The sequence below is a fragment of the Micromonospora costi genome (genome assembly GCF_003626655.1).
GTDB classification, from domain to species: Bacteria; Actinomycetota; Actinomycetes; order Mycobacteriales; family Micromonosporaceae; genus Micromonospora; species Micromonospora costi.
Map to the genome: position 1 here is coordinate 2,039,098 of NZ_RBAN01000001.1, position 14,746 is coordinate 2,053,843.

18 protein-coding genes are annotated in these 14,746 nt (G+C 72.4%); 9 read left to right on the plus strand and 9 right to left on the minus strand.

Translation table 11 applies throughout. The features are described 5' to 3' along the window. The first annotated feature begins 87 nt into the window (after positions 1-87). Positions 88-1,908, plus strand: coding sequence for a D-glycero-beta-D-manno-heptose 1-phosphate adenylyltransferase (rfaE2, locus tag D7193_RS09285; protein ID WP_120778859.1), 1,821 nt, complete (start codon positions 88-90; stop codon positions 1,906-1,908). Beyond that, positions 1,905-2,783 carry a glycosyltransferase family 2 protein gene (locus tag D7193_RS09290; RefSeq protein WP_120778860.1) on the plus strand — a complete coding sequence of 293 codons (879 nt, stop codon included), beginning with the start codon at positions 1,905-1,907 and terminating at the stop codon, positions 2,781-2,783. Before rfaE2 ends, D7193_RS09290 begins: the two co-directional genes overlap by 4 nt. A gap of 13 nt (positions 2,784-2,796) precedes the next feature. On the opposite strand, the gene D7193_RS09295 is transcribed toward D7193_RS09290, so the two are convergent. Next, positions 2,797-3,918 (minus strand): glycosyltransferase family 9 protein, encoded by a 1,122-nt coding sequence (locus tag D7193_RS09295; protein ID WP_120778861.1) that lies wholly within the window; start codon positions 3,916-3,918, stop codon positions 2,797-2,799. Positions 3,919-3,924: 6 nt separating this feature from the next. Then, positions 3,925-4,473: an Hsp20/alpha crystallin family protein gene (locus D7193_RS09300; protein ID WP_120778862.1), complete on the minus strand. Its 549-nt coding sequence runs from the start codon at positions 4,471-4,473 to the stop codon at positions 3,925-3,927. A 201-nt stretch (positions 4,474-4,674) separates the two neighbouring features. Here D7193_RS09300 and D7193_RS09305 point away from each other — a divergent pair, with 201 nt between their 5' ends. The 3 genes from D7193_RS09305 (at position 4,675) to D7193_RS09315 (ending at position 7,404) form a co-directional block, all read left to right on the plus strand. After that, positions 4,675-5,292: a pyridoxamine 5'-phosphate oxidase family protein gene (locus tag D7193_RS09305; protein ID WP_120778863.1), complete on the plus strand. Its 618-nt coding sequence runs from the start codon at positions 4,675-4,677 to the stop codon at positions 5,290-5,292. A 137-nt stretch (positions 5,293-5,429) separates the two neighbouring features. Next, positions 5,430-6,059, plus strand: a complete 630-nt coding sequence (locus tag D7193_RS09310; RefSeq protein ID WP_120778864.1) for a winged helix-turn-helix domain-containing protein — start codon at positions 5,430-5,432, stop codon at positions 6,057-6,059. 136 nt (positions 6,060-6,195) lie between these two features. After that, entirely contained in the window at positions 6,196-7,404 is a 1,209-nt protein-coding gene (locus D7193_RS09315; RefSeq protein ID WP_241562922.1) for an MFS transporter, read from the plus strand. Positions 7,405-7,630: 226 nt separating this feature from the next. Here the strand turns inward: D7193_RS09315 and D7193_RS09320 are convergent, their stop codons facing one another. Further along, positions 7,631-8,284, minus strand: a complete 654-nt coding sequence (locus D7193_RS09320; RefSeq protein ID WP_120778866.1) for a GNAT family N-acetyltransferase — start codon at positions 8,282-8,284, stop codon at positions 7,631-7,633. A 67-nt stretch (positions 8,285-8,351) separates the two neighbouring features. Here D7193_RS09320 and D7193_RS09325 point away from each other — a divergent pair, with 67 nt between their 5' ends. Further along, positions 8,352-8,699 (plus strand): antibiotic biosynthesis monooxygenase family protein, encoded by a 348-nt coding sequence (locus D7193_RS09325; protein WP_120778867.1) that lies wholly within the window; start codon positions 8,352-8,354, stop codon positions 8,697-8,699. A 112-nt stretch (positions 8,700-8,811) separates the two neighbouring features. Here the strand turns inward: D7193_RS09325 and D7193_RS09330 are convergent, their stop codons facing one another. Then, complete coding sequence (locus tag D7193_RS09330) at positions 8,812-9,402, minus strand: HAD family hydrolase (RefSeq protein WP_120778868.1); 591 nt, start codon at positions 9,400-9,402, stop codon at positions 8,812-8,814. 102 nt (positions 9,403-9,504) lie between these two features. Here D7193_RS09330 and D7193_RS09335 point away from each other — a divergent pair, with 102 nt between their 5' ends. Then, positions 9,505-9,861 carry a hypothetical protein gene (locus tag D7193_RS09335; protein ID WP_120778869.1) on the plus strand — a complete coding sequence of 119 codons (357 nt, stop codon included), beginning with the start codon at positions 9,505-9,507 and terminating at the stop codon, positions 9,859-9,861. A gap of 10 nt (positions 9,862-9,871) precedes the next feature. Here D7193_RS09335 and D7193_RS09340 read toward each other — a convergent pair whose 3' ends face one another. The 4 genes from D7193_RS09340 to D7193_RS09355 all read right to left on the minus strand — a co-directional run bounded on the left by D7193_RS09340 (position 9,872) and on the right by D7193_RS09355 (position 12,371). After that, positions 9,872-10,312, minus strand: coding sequence for a MarR family winged helix-turn-helix transcriptional regulator (locus D7193_RS09340; RefSeq protein ID WP_120778870.1), 441 nt, complete (start codon positions 10,310-10,312; stop codon positions 9,872-9,874). Next, entirely contained in the window at positions 10,309-10,689 is a 381-nt protein-coding gene (locus D7193_RS09345) for a hypothetical protein (RefSeq protein WP_120778871.1), read from the minus strand. Before D7193_RS09345 ends, D7193_RS09340 begins: the two co-directional genes overlap by 4 nt. Before the next feature lie 145 nt (positions 10,690-10,834). Then, positions 10,835-11,233, minus strand: a complete 399-nt coding sequence (locus D7193_RS09350; RefSeq protein ID WP_120778872.1) for a VOC family protein — start codon at positions 11,231-11,233, stop codon at positions 10,835-10,837. A gap of 436 nt (positions 11,234-11,669) precedes the next feature. Continuing rightward, positions 11,670-12,371, minus strand: coding sequence for a YsnF/AvaK domain-containing protein (locus D7193_RS09355; RefSeq protein ID WP_158674785.1), 702 nt, complete (start codon positions 12,369-12,371; stop codon positions 11,670-11,672). Positions 12,372-12,516: 145 nt separating this feature from the next. On the opposite strand from D7193_RS09355, the gene D7193_RS09360 reads away from it, so the two are divergent. Further along, positions 12,517-13,008, plus strand: coding sequence for a DinB family protein (locus D7193_RS09360; RefSeq protein ID WP_120778874.1), 492 nt, complete (start codon positions 12,517-12,519; stop codon positions 13,006-13,008). A gap of 108 nt (positions 13,009-13,116) precedes the next feature. On the opposite strand, the gene D7193_RS09365 is transcribed toward D7193_RS09360, so the two are convergent. Next, entirely contained in the window at positions 13,117-13,737 is a 621-nt protein-coding gene (locus tag D7193_RS09365) for a DUF6461 domain-containing protein (RefSeq protein WP_120778875.1), read from the minus strand. Positions 13,738-13,982: 245 nt separating this feature from the next. Here D7193_RS09365 and D7193_RS09370 point away from each other — a divergent pair, with 245 nt between their 5' ends. Continuing rightward, positions 13,983-14,708 carry an LPXTG cell wall anchor domain-containing protein gene (locus tag D7193_RS09370; protein ID WP_120778876.1) on the plus strand — a complete coding sequence of 242 codons (726 nt, stop codon included), beginning with the start codon at positions 13,983-13,985 and terminating at the stop codon, positions 14,706-14,708. The last annotated feature ends 38 nt before the right edge of the window (positions 14,709-14,746 follow it).

A 14,746-nucleotide genomic window follows, 5' to 3' on the forward strand; every position in this document is an offset into this window, starting at 1 on the left:
CGGTGACCCGCACCACGGATGGCCGCAGCGGTGCCGGCCGGCGCGGGCCCAGGTTTGACCCATCGGGCCGGGGGGATCCCGGAAGGCATGGCAGGAGCAGCAGCGGAACAGCGGCGACTCGCCAGCGTCGTGGAGAGCTGGCAGGGACGCCCCGTCCTGGTGATCGGCGACGCCATGCTCGACGAATGGCGGTTCGCGGAGTCCGACCGGCTCTGCCGGGAGGCCCCCGCGCCGGTGCTCACCCTGCGCCGGCGCATCAGCGCGGCCGGCGGCGCGGCGAACACCGCGGTCAACGTCGCGGCGCTGGGCGGCCGGGCCGTGCTGGTCGCCCCGGTCGGCGCGGACGTGGCCGGCGACGAACTGCACGACTGCCTGGACCGGGCGGGAGTCTGGGACCGTACCGTCAACCAGCACGGCCGGCACACCCCCGTGAAGCGTCGGATGCTGGCCGGCAGCCAGATCCTGCTCCGGGAGGACTCCGGCGATCCGGACGACGCGCTCGACCCGGACGGCGTGCAGCGGCTGCTCACGGCGCTGGACTGCGCCACCGAGGAGCTGCGGGCCGCCGCGAGCGGGGAGCGCCCCACGCTGGTGGTCTGCGACTACGGGCTCGGGGCCCTGCCCGCACCGGTACGCGCGTGGCTGGTGGCCAACCGGGAGCGGTACGCCACCGTGGCGCTGGACGCCCACGACCTCGCCGACTGGCGCGGCCTGGCGCCCACCGTGGTGACCCCGAGCTTCGCCGAGGCGACCCGGCTGCTGGCCCGAGCCGCCGGCGCGGCGCGTACCGGCGGTGGGGCCGAGCTGCACCTGGACCACCCGGACAACGACCCGACCGACGGCCCGTCCGAGCTGAGCGTGGGCGCGGCGCCCGGCGAGCGGACGTCGCGGGTGCAGGTCCCGACGACCGGGGCCGCGACACGCGCCGACCGGACCGGCCCGACCGGCGAACCGACCCCCGGCGAGGACCGGGTGTCCATGACCGGCGACGGGCTCAGCGTGACCGCCACCGGCGTCACGGTGAACGCGGAGGCCGGTGAGGGCGTCGACCGGGCGGTGCTGGCCGAGTCCCGCCTCGCCGAACTGCACGCGCACACCGGCGCCGACGTGGTGGCGGTGACCCTGGACACCGAGGGCGCCGTGGTCGGCGGGGCCGACGGCGAGCGCCGCCGCAGCCACAGCACGCCGGTGCCGGCCAGTCACGCCGTCGGCGCCGGGGACGCGTACCTGGCGGCCATGACGCTGGCGCTGGCCGCCGACGCCCCCCTGTCGACCGCGGCGCAGCTCGCCCAGCTCACGGCCACCATCACGGTGTCGGACACCGGGACGTGTGTCTGCCGGCGGGAGGATCTGCTCACCGCGCTGGAAGAGACGCCCGCCCCGGACGCCGGGCACCCGGTGCTGGTCGGCGCGGACGAGCTGGCGGCCATCGTGGACGAGCACCGGGGCGCGGGCCGCTCGGTGGTCTTCACCAACGGCTGTTTCGACGTGCTGCACCCAGGGCACGTGCGGTATCTGGAACAGGCCCGCCGGCTCGGCGACCTGCTCGTCGTGGCGGTGAACTCCGACGGCAGCGTACGCCGGCTGAAGGGCCCGGACCGCCCGGTGAACCCGGTCGAGGACAGGGCCACGCTGCTCGGCGCGCTGTCCTGCGTGGACCACGTGGTGGTCTTCGAGGAGGACTCACCGGCCGAGCTGATCAAGGCCGTCCGTCCGGACGTCTACGTCAAGGGCGGGGACTACCCGCCGGAGATGGTGCCCGAGGCGCCGCTGGTCCGCCGGCTCGGCGGGCAGGTACGCACCCTCGGCTACGTGCCGGACCGGTCCACCTCGCGGATCATCGAGCGCATCCGGTCGCACGGCCCGCAGCGGGAGACCGACCCGTCGCTGTCCCGCAAGCCGTCGTGAACCGCCCGCTGGAGCCGGGCGAGCGGGAGCAGTTCCGCGCCGACCGGCTGGTCGACGTGCTGATACCGACCCGCAACCGCCCCGCCGAACTGGCGGTCACCCTCTCCGGGCTGGCCGCCCAGGAGGGCGCGCCCGGGTTCGGGGTGGTGGTCAGCGACCAGTCCGACGGGGAGCCGGCGTACGCCCACCCGGCAGCCGCCACCATGGTCCGGGCGCTGCGTCACCGGGGGCACCCGGTGCTGCTCACCCGCCGGCTGCCACGGCGGGGGCTGGCCGAGCACCGGGCGTACCTGCTGGACGCGTCGACCGCCCGGTACGTGCTCTGCCTCGACGACGACGTCTGGCTGGAGCCGGGGACGCTGCACCGGCTGGTGACGGCGATCCGCGAGCTGGGCTGCGGGTTCGTGGGCAACGCGGTGCACGGTCTCTCGTACGTCGACGACGTGCGCCCGGAGACCCACGCGCACTACGAGGAGTGGATCGGCGCGCCGGTGCCGGAGCGGATCCGCCCGGGCACCCCGGAGTGGGACCGGGCGCAGATCCACCCCGCGGCGAACCTGCTGCACATCACCGAGAAGCTGGCTCTGCCGCCGGGCGCGTGGCGGGCGTACAAGGTGTCGTGGATCGGCGGGTGCGTGCTCTACGACCGGGCCAAGCTCGTCGAGTCGGGCGGGTTCGACTTCTGGCGCCGGGTGCAGGAGAAGCACCAGGGCGAGGACGTCGCCGCCCAGCTCGCCGTGCTGGCGCGCCACGGCGGCGCGGGAGTGCTGCCCAGCGGCGCGTACCACCTGGAGTCGCCCACGACGGTCACCGAGCGGGACGTGGAGGCGTGGGAGGTCGTCCTCGCCGACGAGGACGCCCCGCAGCCCGCCTGACCGCCGGTCGGGGTCAGGGGGCGCCGGGCTCGGGACGGAGCAGTTCCCGCGCCGCTTCGAGCACCTCGGCGACGGGCACGTCGGTGACGAACGAGTCCCGGTGCGGGCACTCGCCGTCGCCGGGGCGGTGCGGGTAGATCCCGGGCGTGCAGTCGACGCCGCAGACCGGGCAGTGCACCGTCCACGAGCTGATCGGGCGGTGGCGGCCGCGCAGCGGGCTCGCGGTGTTGATGAAGTTGCCGACCCAGAAGATCCCGACCGTCGAGGTCCCCACCGCCGCCGCCAGGTGCAGCGGCCCGGTGTCGTTGGAGACGACCAGCGCGCAGCCGGCGTAGCAGCCGGCCAGCCCGCCGAGGCTCAGCGTGCCGACCTGCGGTCGCAGCGGCACCCCGGCCGCCTCGACGACCCGGTCGACCAGCTCCCGCTCGGCGGGCGTCCCGGTGACCAGCACCTCGCACCCGTCGCCGACCAGCTCGCGGGCGACCTCGGCGAAGCGCTCGGCGGGCCAGCGCCGGCGGGTGTCGGTCGCACCCGGATGCAGCGCCACGCGCGGCCCGCGCGCCGGCCCGAGCACCCGCGCGGCCTCGGTCCGGTCGGCGTCGGTGACGGCCAGGGCGGGCAGGATCGTGGTGGCCGGTGCCCCGACGAGGGCGGCGACCTCCAGGTAGCGGATCACCTCGTGCTGGTAGTAGACGTACCGGATCCAGCGGTCCAGCGGCGGCGCGCTCTCCGTCCGCAGCCCGGCCGTCACCCGCGCGCCTAGCGCGGAGATCAGCGGGTTCGAGTTGGCGCCGCCCCCGTGAAGCTGCAACGCCAGGTCGAAGCGTTCCTTGCGGGCCCCGGCCAGGAAGTCGTCAAGGCTCGCGGCCGGCTCGTCGGGCTCCGGGTGGCGGATGCCGTCCGCCGGCGGCACCACGAGCACCCGGTCCACCGGGCCGGGGCGGTCGCGCCACAGCTTCGCGTGCCAGGGCGCGCCGAGCAGCACGATCTCCGCCTCGGGGTACGCGGCGCGCAGCGCGTCCAGCGCGGGCAGCACGAAGATGAAGTCGCCGAGCGCGTTGGCGCGCAGCACGGCGATCCGCTCGACCTCGGGTACGCGCTCGGCGACCGGGCCGAGCAGGGACAGGGCGACCACGCGGCCCTACGGCCGGTCGATCTCGCCGGCTGCGGTGTCGGGCCGGTGCAGCTCCCGGTCCGCGGCGGGATCGCCCGGAGCCGGCGTACGGCCGCCGAGCGGACCGGTGCGCGGCCCGGCACGGCCGACGGTGATCGTGCGCGGCGTGGGCCGGGCGGCGCGCGGCAGGCGGACGCGGAGCAGCCCGTGGTCCATGACCGCGTCGATCCCGTTCGGGTCCACGCGGGACGGCAGGTCGACGCGGTACTCGAAGCCGCGCGTCTCGAAGCCACCGGGGATGCCGTGGTCGGCGTTGACCTCCGCCTCGGAGCGGGCCCGTACGCAGAGTTCCCGGTCGTCCAGCTCGACCGCCACCTCCTCCGGTGCCACGCCGGGGAGCCGCACCACCACCTCCCAGCCCTCGGCCGTCTCGCCCAGCTCCACGTCCGGGGGCCCGGACCGGCCGCCCACGAGCCGGCGCAGCTCGGCGCGGAGCGACTGGAGTTCGCCCATCGGGTCCCAGCCCTGCTGCCGGCTCAGCCAGCCGCGCCCGAACCCTCCGCCCTGGTCGCTCATGCCGGCGGCACCTCCCCTCGCCGCGCGACGACGGATCGGCTCTCCATCTCCGGCCTCCACTGGTCGGTCCGCGCGCGTCGCGAAGGCGGTACCCCCGGCTCCGGCGGGCAAACCTGGCGCTGGCCGCGCTCACTAGGCTGGCGGTCGGGGTCGCAGGGTGGCGGCGCCGCCATCATGGTCAACGCCTCGGGGGAGGGTCACGTGACGGTGGAGATCACGTCGCACGACGAACTACGTGAACTGCTCGGTACGCCGAACGCGCGGGCGGCCAACAAGGAGCGCACACGCCTGCACGAGCGGGACCGGGAGTGGCTGGCCGCCTCGCCGTTCTGCCTGGTCGCCACCGCGGGGGCGGACGGCAGCTGCGACGTGTCGCCGAAGGGGGACCCGCCCGGGTTCACCCTCGTGCTCGACGACCGGACCATCGCGGTCCCGGAGCGCCCGGGCAACCGGCGGGCGGACGGCTACCGCAACATCCTGGACAACCCGCACGTCGGGTTGATCTTCTTCATTCCCGGGCGGCCCGACACGCTGCGGATCAACGGCCGAGCCCGCCTGGTGCGGGACGCGCCCTGGTTCGACGAGCTGACGGTCAAGGGCCACCGGCCGGTCCTCGCCGTGGTGGTGGAGATCGAGCAGATCTTCTACCACTGCGCGAAGGCGTTCCTCCGGTCCGAGTTGTGGAAGCCGGAGACCTGGCAGCCGGAGGCGCTCCCCTCCCGGGCCCGCCTGGTCAAGGAGGTCGAGGCGCCGGAGCTGGACCTCGCCGATCTGGAGCGCCACTACGGCCCCGGCTACACGCAGAAACTGTACGTGTAAGGGGCTCCCCCTCCCCGCGATCTTGCACTTTGTGCCCCTTAGATGCGGCTTTTACGCCGCTTTGCCGGGGCCGAAAGTGCAAGATCGCGGGGGGTTGGCGGTTGCTAAAGATATCTTTCTAAAGATAGCTTTAGCTTATGACGCTGCCCCGGGTGACGCTCACCGATCCGAAGGCGCTGCGGGGCTACGCCCATCCGCTGCGGATGTCCCTGATCGCGTTGCTGCGTGCCCAGGGGCCGACGACCGCCACCCGGGCCGCCGAACAGCTCGGCGAGAGCGTGGCCAGCTGCTCCTTCCACCTGCGACAGCTCGCCAAGTACGGACTCGCCGAGCGGGCGCCCGGCGCCGACGGCCGGGAGCGGCCCTGGCGCGCCACGGCCCTCGCCACCTACTGGGACGACGACTCCGACGACCCGCAGGTGCGCGCCGCCACCGACGAGCTCAACGCGGCGCAGCTCGCTCTCTACACCCGCCGGGCCCAGGAGTTCCTCGCCCGCCGCCCCGAGGAGCCGGCGGCCTGGCGGGCCGTGACCGCGTTCTCCGACTGGCCGCTCCACGTCACGCCCGAGGAGCTGGCCGAGCTGGATGAGCGGATCGACGCCGTCCTGTCCACGTACGACGACCGCATCACCGACCCCTCACGGCGGCCGGCCGGCTCGCGCCGGGTCAGCTTCGTACGCCTCGCCGTCCTGCCGCCACCGGCGGCCCCCGAGGCCGGCGAGGGCGAATCCGACCCGAAGAGGGCGGCTGACCGCGATGAGCGGTGACCCGCCCACCACCCCGGTCGTCACCCCCGCTCCCGACACGACCGCCACCACCCCGATCCCGACCGCCGCCGGCCCGATCCCGGCCCCCGCCCCACGATCGCTCCTTCATCGCCGGCTGCCGCGGTTGCTGCGCGAGGTGACGTTCCGGCGGTACTGGTCGGCGCAGACCGTGTCCTACTTCGGCGACGAGGTCACCACGCTGGCGCTGCCGCTGCTGGCCGTGCTCAGCACCGGCGCCGGCCCGGCCGAGATGGGCTACCTCACCGCCGCCCTGCTCACGCCGAACCTGCTGTTCTCGCTGATCGCCGGGGCCTGGGTGGACCGGCTGCCGTACAAGCGGCGAATCATGGTGCTCACCGACATCGGCCGGGCGCTGCTCCTGGCCACGATTCCGGCGGCCTACCTGTTCGACCTGCTCACCATGCCCCAGCTCTACGCCGTGGCCTTCGCGATGGGCACGCTCGCGGTGTTCTTCGAGGTCGCCCGCGGTGCGCTCATCGTGTCCCTGGTGAAGCGGCCCGACTACGTCGAGGCGAACACCCTGATCAACGGCAGCCGGGCGATGTCCCTGGTCGCCGGGCCGAGCATCGGCGGCGTCCTGGTGCAGGTGCTCACCGCGCCGATCGCCCTGGTCACCGACGCGCTGTCGTACGTCGTGTCCGCGTACTTCCTGGGGCGCATCCGGCCCGCGGAGCCGGCGCCGAACCGCGATGCCGGCCTGGGGATCGTCGCCGGTCTACGGTTCATCGCCCGGACGCCGATGATCCGGGCGATCCTGCTCGGCACGACCACGGTCAACCTGTTCAACTTCATGTTCGCCGCGCTGTTCGTGCTCTACGCCACCCGGCACCTGGGCCTCTCCCCCGGGCTGCTCGGCGTCGTGCTCGGCGCGGGCGCCGTGGGTGGCCTGCTCGGCGCGGCGATCACGGGGAGGTTCACGCGCCGGTTCGGCGTCGGGCCCGCCCTCCTGGTCGGGCTCGTGCTCTTCCCCGCGCCGCTGATCCTCGTCCCGCTGGCCGGTGGGCCGACACCGCTCGTGCTGGGCACGCTCTTCGCCGCCGAGTTCCTCTGCGCGGTCGGGGTGATGATGCTCGACATCGTGGCCGGCGCGGTGCAGACGGCGATCACCCCGGAACCGCTGCTGGCCCGGGCCACCGGCGTCCGGCGCACCATCAACTACGGCATCCGCCCGATCGGTGCGCTGATCGGTGGGGGCCTCGGGGCCGCCATCGGCGTACGGGAAGCTCTCTGGATCGCGACCGTGGGCGCGCTGACCGGCGTGCTCTGGGTGCTCTTCTCGCCCGTCCGCCGCCTGCGCGACCTGCCCGAACCCGCCGACGCCTGACGGACGTTTGGCCCGGCGCCTCGGGGTACTGACTGTGCGGAGAACCCGGCGCGCCTGCGCGCCACCCCCGACATGGTTCGACGGACCCAGTGGGCCGAGGAGCGCGCGCCGCGAACAGCGGGACGGCGGGCCGCCTGACCCGACGGCACCCGGAGTCGGCGATGTGGCGGTGTCCGGGACTGCCGGAGACCGCCACACCGGCGGATTCGGGACCTCGCGGCGGCGCTCAGTCCGCTGGCGGAAGCCCGAACAACTCCCGGCAGGCGTCGAGGCCGTCGACGGTGACGGCGGCACGGTCGCTCGCCGCCCAGTCGCGCCGGCTCAACCGCAGCCGCTCCGAGACACGTACCTCGCCGTGCAGGACGTCCCGGCTGATCCCGTCGGGCTGGTAGCCCAGCCGCTTCGAAACCGCCAGCGGGGCGGGGTTGTCGGCGAAGGACTCGGTGACGGCGTACTCGGCGTCGAGGCCCGCGAACGCCAGGTGCAGCATGGCGGCCCGCATCTCCCGCCCGATGCCCTGCCCGTGGTGTTCCAGGCCGAGCCAGGACGCGCTCTTCACCTCACGCAGCACGGCGAAGTCACGACCGGAGACCTGCTGGACGCCCACCGGACGGCCGTGCGCGAACACCGCCAGTTGCAGCGTCCACCGCTGCGGCGTCCACTCGCCGCGGGTCTGCCACTGCCACTGCACCACCCGCCGCGCCAGCTCCCGCGGCGGCAGGTCGGTCCACGGGGTCAGGAAGGGCCGCTCGTCGGGCCGGTGGACACCGTGTACGGCCAGGTCGGCGAGGTCGGCGAGCTCGTCGTCGGTCGGGAGCCGCAGCTCCAGGCGGTCGGTGCGCAGGCGCAGCCCCAGCAGGGGCCAGTGGTCGATCAGCACAGCGCATTTCTACGCCCGCCGCCCGACCCACGCACCCCGGTTACCGGCGCCGTGCCATGCTGGCGCCATGTCGAGCCACCCCTTCGCCGACACCCCGGAACCGCCGTACGTGGCGGTCATCTTCACGTCCGTCCGCACGCCCGGCGACAACGGGTACGCCGTGATGTCCGCCTCGCTGGACGCCCTCGCCCGGGAGCAACCGGGCTTCCTCGGCGTCGAGTCCGCCCGGGAGGGTGTCGGGATCACCGTGTCGTACTGGACGGACCAGGCGGCGGCACAGGGCTGGAAACGGGTGGCCGCGCACCTCGTCGCCCAGCGGCGGGGCCGCGACGTCTGGTACGAGGACTACCGGGTCCGGGTCGCCACCGTCGAGCGGGAGTACGGCCGGGACACGTCGGGGCTCGACGCCGGCTGACCGGCGGGCCGCGCCGGTGCGTCGAGGCGCGCCCGGCCGCGTCGAGCGGGCGGGGCCGCGCGGAAGCGCCGGGTCGCTTACCGGGTCCGCGGGTGCGGGGGCGGCCGGGTCGCTACCGGGTCCGCGGGTGCGGCACGCGTACGGAGGCCATCCCGGCGGCCGTGGCGGCCTGGATTCCCATGTCGGTGTCCTCGAACACGAGGCAGTCCTGCGGGGCGACACCGAGCAGGTCGGCGGCCCGTAGAAAGGCCTCCGGGTGGGGCTTGGCGTTCGCGTAGTCACCGGCGCAGACCAGCACGTCGAACCGGTCGAGCAGGCCCAGCGTGGTGAGCGACGCGGTGACGGACTCGCGGGTGCTGCCGGAGACGACCGCGAACGGCACCCGCCGGTACGCCTCGTTGATGTGGTCGAGGACGCCGGGCACCGCGGTGAGCCGTGGCAGGAGTTCCCGGTAGAGGTCCTCCCGGCGTTCGGCGACGGCCGCCACCGGCATGGCGAGACCGTGCCGCTCGTTCAGGTCGACGATGATGTCCGCCACCGGCCGGCCGCCCCACGCGTAGAAGAGGTCCTCCGGCAGGTCGCAGCCCCACTCCGCGAGCGCCTGCTGCCAGGCGACGTGGTGCAGGGGCATCGAGTCGGCGACGGTCCCGTCGCAGTCGAAGAGGTAGGCCCGGTAGTCACCGGCAGGCAGGGGCAGGCTCACCCCTGGCAGGGTATACAGCTCGCCTGGCGGGCTCCCAGCGGTGGCAGCCCGTCGGCGTCCGTTAGATGCCCGTGGCGTCGGAGTCCGGATCTAGCCTTGGGTGTGATCGACGCTGGCAGCCGCAGGCGGAACCAACCGGCACCACCTCACGTGGTCTTCGAGGCGCTGACCGAGCCGGACCGGGACCTGAGCCGCCCGTGGCTCGTACTCATCGATGACGAGCAGCGCCCTCGGACGCTGCGTGCCGAGCGGCCCGGGCTCGTCGTCTGGTCCTCCATCTGGCCCCGGCAGCCGGACGCCGTCGTGCGCTTCGACCTGCCGTCCGACGGCGCCGGCGGCACCGCCCTCCGCTGGACCCTCCTCCTGCCCGAACTGCCGGAACCGTCGTTGCTCGGGCACCTACGCAAGCGGCTCAACCAGTTGATCAACGCGAACCTGCGGTACACGTTCGGCCAGTAGCCGGGGCGGGTCACACGTCGAGCGCGTAGGACCGGTCGATGAGGTCCGTCATGGCCCGTTGGAAGTCGCGCCGCCGCCCGTCGCTCCAATCGGCGGTCAACTGGTCGAAGACCTGCTCCTGCCAGCGATGAGCCTCGTCCAGCATGGATCGACCTGCCCCGGTGAGCGACACCTCCCGGCGGCGACCATCTGCCCGGGACGCCTCGATGGACAGGTGTCCCGCCTCGGTCGCGCTCTTGATCAGCCGCGAGGCTCCGCTCTGGTCGATGCCGATCTCGTGAGCCACCGCGTTGACGGTCGCGGCGATCCCGCGCTCGGTGAGGGCGTGGACCGCCTCCGCGACGAGCACCAGCCGGCCCTGCTCGGCCGCCCCCGGATCGCCGAGCGAAGACCTACGCGCCCAGTGCCGGACGAAGGCGAACAGCACCTGGCCCGGACCCTGCGGGTTCATTCGGTCGCCGCCATCTCGCGGCAGATGTAGGCCAGTTCGAGCGCCGACCTCAGGTCGGGCAGCCGGAGCGCCGCAGTGATCTTCCCGTCGGCCGCCCGGAACACCGTCGCCACCCGGACCGGCCCCGCACTCTCGGGCCAGGTCGCGTCCTGTTCCACGACCATGAGTCGATCACTGACCGGGTGCCACGAGCGCGGGACCAGTCTGATGCCCGAGCGCTCCACCCAGTCGGCGAACTGCTCGGGCGTGATCGGGCCGGCGCCCTTCGGTCCCAGGACGACGACCGGATTCCCGACCGCCCTCGCCGACCTCCCGAGGTCGCCATCGTTCACGCTCGCGTGCCACTCGTTGATCGCTGCCTCGAGACTCGACTCCATACAACCAGTATATGCGAAACGCATACATCTGTCTGTGGCCCGAGTGAGTGATCGACTCGGCGTCCCCGAAGGCGCGGTGTCCACGACACCCGGACACCGCGACATCCAGGAACCCGGGTAACCCTCGGCCGGTCCGCCCGCCCGCTCAGGCGGCCGTCACCATCCAGAGGTGACCGTCGGGGTCGGCGAAGGTGGCGACGTAACCCCACGGCTGGTCCGTCGGCGGCGTCACGACGCGGGCGCCCGCGGACTGGGCCTGGTCGACGATCCGCTGGACCTCGGCGGGGCTCTCGGCGGTCAGGCCGAGCACGCACTCGGTGTGGCCCCGGTCGGCGACCTCGTGGTCGCCGATGACCCAGCCGAAGCCGCCGCTCGGCACCAACATCAACCGCAGGCCGTCGTTCACGACGAACTGCAGCGGCTCCGGGACTCCGTCCGCCGCCGGCTCGCCGAGCGCCGCCAGGCCGAGTGCCTCCGAGTAGAAGCGGTACGACGTCGGGCGGTCGGCGATCGGCAGGCTGACGATGACGGGCGAAGCAGGCATGGCAACTCCAGGTCTGAACGGAGAACGGTCAGCGTGATAGACCGGCCACCCCGTCGAAACTCATCGTCCACCGACCTGGCCATCCCCGCGGGAGCACGAGGATGCGGCGCTGCCGGCTCGCGGTAGCCAGCGCTGAATCCCTGGCTACCGCTCGCCGGAAGGCCGTCTCACCACTGGAGCCGATCGCACGCTCAACGGCCGGATGGCCGCCCGGTCATCCGTTCCGCGAACCGCCGTAGCTTCTGCTGCGTGCTCGGCTTCGCCGCCTCGCGTCGCCCGCGTTCGATAATCTTGCGACCCTGGGGGCTGTTCATAAACCCTCTGATGCGTTGGCCGACCGATGTCATGGCCTGCCCCTTCCGTACTCGTCACCTACCGTTCGGGACGGGCGGGTGGATGCTGATGATCCACCCGCCCGTGGCGCACTACCGAGCTCTTACCGCCGGCGGCGGCTGGGCTCGGGGATGTTCGCCTCGATCTCCTCGTGACGGACCTGCTCATCGATCGGCTGGTCCTCGACCACCTCGTTCTTGGCGAGGTGGACCCGCTCGACCGGCACCCGGTCCTTCGCCACCACGGGACGCTCGGCGCGCAGCTGCATCTCCTGCTCGCCGGCGCCCATCTCGGCGCGAACGTTACCGGCGTCTGCGGCGGTGATCGGCTCGCGCTCGACGTACACCTCGTCGTGCTCGACCGGCACGGTGGTGTGCACGTCCTCGGTGACCACGTTCTTGCGCAGTACCGCCTTGCCAGCAGGCCGGCTTTCCGTGCCCACCCGCAGCCGCTCCTCGGAGCGGATCAGTTCCTCACGGCTCTGCGGGGTCTGCCTGTCCTGCGTCCGGTAGTACGCGTACAGCTGAGCGGTCTGCTCCGCGTTGAGCGGCGTGGTCGTGCCACGCGGCACACTCGGGGCGTTCTGAACGGTTGCCTTGTCGTAGGCAACCTTGAGCCGCCCGCCCTGCATCTGGGCGTTGCCCAGCGGAGCCATCGGCTCCTGGCCGTCACCGGTATGCACACTGACCCAGGCCGGGTGGCCCGCAGTGGCCCATACCTGGCCGACACTGCCGATCCTGGCACCCGTCTGGTCCTGGACGTCCTGGTCAAAGAGCGAACGCACTTGCTGTTCATTGAATTGCACGGTCGTCCTCCTTCCGTGTAACCCACGCGTACCCGATGAGCCCGCGGCCATTCGCTGCCCCCCGAGTCCGCGTGGGTTGCCCGTACACGTCCACTGATCAGGTGCATGACGCGGCGTTGTCGGTACCGGTTGTTAGCGTGCCGGCATGACGGGAGTCGAAGGTGAAAAGGGTGTGCTGCACGAATTTCTGACGTTTCAGCGGGCGAGCGTCCAGGCGATCCTGTCGGGCCTCGACGAGGCCGCGCTACGAACGCCCGTCCTCCCCTCCCGATGGACACCACTCGGGATGCTCGAACATCTCGGGCACGCGGAACGTCACTGGTTCCAGGACGTTCTCACCGGTTCGGCGACACCACTGCCCTGGCCCGACGACGACCCGCCACTCACCACGTCCCGCCCGACGTCCCTGGTCTGCACCTTCTACCGTGACCAGTGCCGTATCTCGGATGAGATCATCGCCATCACGCCACTCACGGCCGCACCCGTGGGCAGGCACATTACGGAACCACTGGCCTCGCAGACCACCGACCTGCGCCGGATCATGCTGCACATGATCGAGGAAACCGCCCGGCACGCCGGTCACCTGGACGCGGTACGCGAGCTGATCGACGGGCGCGTCGGGCTGGGGCCGCGATGACCTGACGCGAACGGAATGCGACAGTCGACGGCATCATCCGGCGGCAAGCAGAAGGCCCGCCTCTCCATGGAGCCGCCTGGGCACGTGGGCAGCTACGAGCCGCAGGCTTCATTGGCTCCACTCCTTTTCGTCCGCCGAGGAGACGGAGCGCGGAAACGACCCAAGCCTTACCGTCACCCACGGCCCGGCCTCCGGATCGGCCCCCTCGTCGCTCATCCACTCCGCTGGCAGCCGCACGCCGGTCCGCCGCTCGACGAACGCCATCGCCGCGGATGTCACGTACTCGGTGCCCTGCGCGGCGCGCACGTCGTCCAGGTCGTCGGCGAACACAGACGGGTCATCGCCGTGTCGCCGGTCGGGATCGTTCATGTCCATCCAGGCGAGTACCTTGCCGTGCAGCGCGTAGGTGACGCCGCCGTTGCCGTTGATGGTCCACTCGACCGTGTGCACCCGCATGCCGTCGCTGAGCCAGCGCAGGACTTCGGGCCGGCTCAGCGCACAGCCGTTGTCCTGGAACACCACCACGTTGGGGCCGATCTGAGCCAGGTCGGCGAGCTCGCCCACATGGTTGTCACCCGGCTCGACACGCCTGGCCCGCAGGCGTTTGATGACCCCATCGACAGTGGCCTGGGCACTTGCCGGCTGAACCACCGCCCAGCTCAGCCCTTCGGCGAGCCAATCCCGGTCGGCTAGGAAATCGTCGTAGTAGCGCACCAGGTCCGACACCATCAGAAAACAGTACGACGATCTGCTCCATTGGCCTCCATCTAAAGCCCGGGTGGGCCCGGGTACTCCAGATGGCTGCCGGCCCAGCCGATGCTCGCGGGCGGTCGCTTCCACTCGTTGGCGAGCCCGGGCCGCTGACCCCTGATCTGTAGCCTCGACGCGAGCCCGGTCACGGACGGGGGCACCGACGTGGCGTGATCGACGGTAATCTCTCCACGTTTTGGCCTGCAGCGGGGAGGAAGATCCACATGCGATGGAAGCTACCGGCCGGCGTCCTCATGGCGCTGGCCTTCCTGATTCCGGCGGCACCGGCGATGGCTCAAACCGAACCGCCCGTGCTGAACGAGGCCTGCCAAACGGTCGAGCGCAAGCTGTACAAGGACATCCGCGAGCTCGTCACCATCGACCTGGATACCGCCACCAATGTAGAAGTGCGCGTGTTGGCCAACCAGATCCTGGCCGCAGCGAACGCCGACTCGCTGCCCAGGTTGCCTGCGGTGATACAGGATCGGCTGGACGGCACCTCCGAGGATCTGCGCGCGTTCCTCAAGGCGGACGTGCAGGTTGCCTGGTCGACGGACCTGCGGATCACGGTGATCCGGACATTGACGGGCGCTGGCGCCAAGGTGAAGGCGGCCGCCCAGACGGCGCTCGATGAGGGGACCGTCGATGCCTACCTGGCTTACCTGAACAACGGCCTGTACGCCGCGCGTGCGCTCGACTGCGCTCAGCCCGCACCGACACCGACCCTAACGTCTGCACCGACACCGAGCGCCACGCCCAGCGCTACGACCACTGCACCGGCCCCTGCTTCCTCCGCCAGCCTGGGCGCTCCCGGCGGTGGCGAGGGCGGTGGGCTGCCCGTCACCGGTGCCGGCACCGGGACCGTGGCCAGCATCGGCGGTGTGCTTCTGCTCCTGGGCGGCGCGGGCTACCTGGTCGGACGCCGACGCCGTTCCCGCTTCGTGGCATAACCCGCTCGACGCGCCCGGCTCGATGCTTCGTCGGGCCG

Coding starts and splice junctions, on each gene's coding strand:
- D7193_RS09350 (WP_120778872.1), bottom strand. CDS start 11,233: ATGCCTGCTTCGCCCGTCATCGTCAGCCTGCCGATCGCCGACCGCCCG.
- D7193_RS09365 (WP_120778875.1), bottom strand. CDS start 13,737: ATGGTGTCGGACCTGGTGCGCTACTACGACGATTTCCTAGCCGACCGG.
- D7193_RS09340 (WP_120778870.1), bottom strand. CDS start 10,312: ATGAACCCGCAGGGTCCGGGCCAGGTGCTGTTCGCCTTCGTCCGGCAC.
- D7193_RS09325 (WP_120778867.1), top strand. CDS start 8,352: ATGTCGAGCCACCCCTTCGCCGACACCCCGGAACCGCCGTACGTGGCG.
- rfaE2 (WP_120778859.1), top strand. CDS start 88: ATGGCAGGAGCAGCAGCGGAACAGCGGCGACTCGCCAGCGTCGTGGAG.
- D7193_RS09370 (WP_120778876.1), top strand. CDS start 13,983: ATGCGATGGAAGCTACCGGCCGGCGTCCTCATGGCGCTGGCCTTCCTG.
- D7193_RS09300 (WP_120778862.1), bottom strand. CDS start 4,473: ATGAGCGACCAGGGCGGAGGGTTCGGGCGCGGCTGGCTGAGCCGGCAG.
- D7193_RS09345 (WP_120778871.1), bottom strand. CDS start 10,689: ATGGAGTCGAGTCTCGAGGCAGCGATCAACGAGTGGCACGCGAGCGTG.
- D7193_RS09310 (WP_120778864.1), top strand. CDS start 5,430: ATGACGCTGCCCCGGGTGACGCTCACCGATCCGAAGGCGCTGCGGGGC.
- D7193_RS09360 (WP_120778874.1), top strand. CDS start 12,517: ATGACGGGAGTCGAAGGTGAAAAGGGTGTGCTGCACGAATTTCTGACG.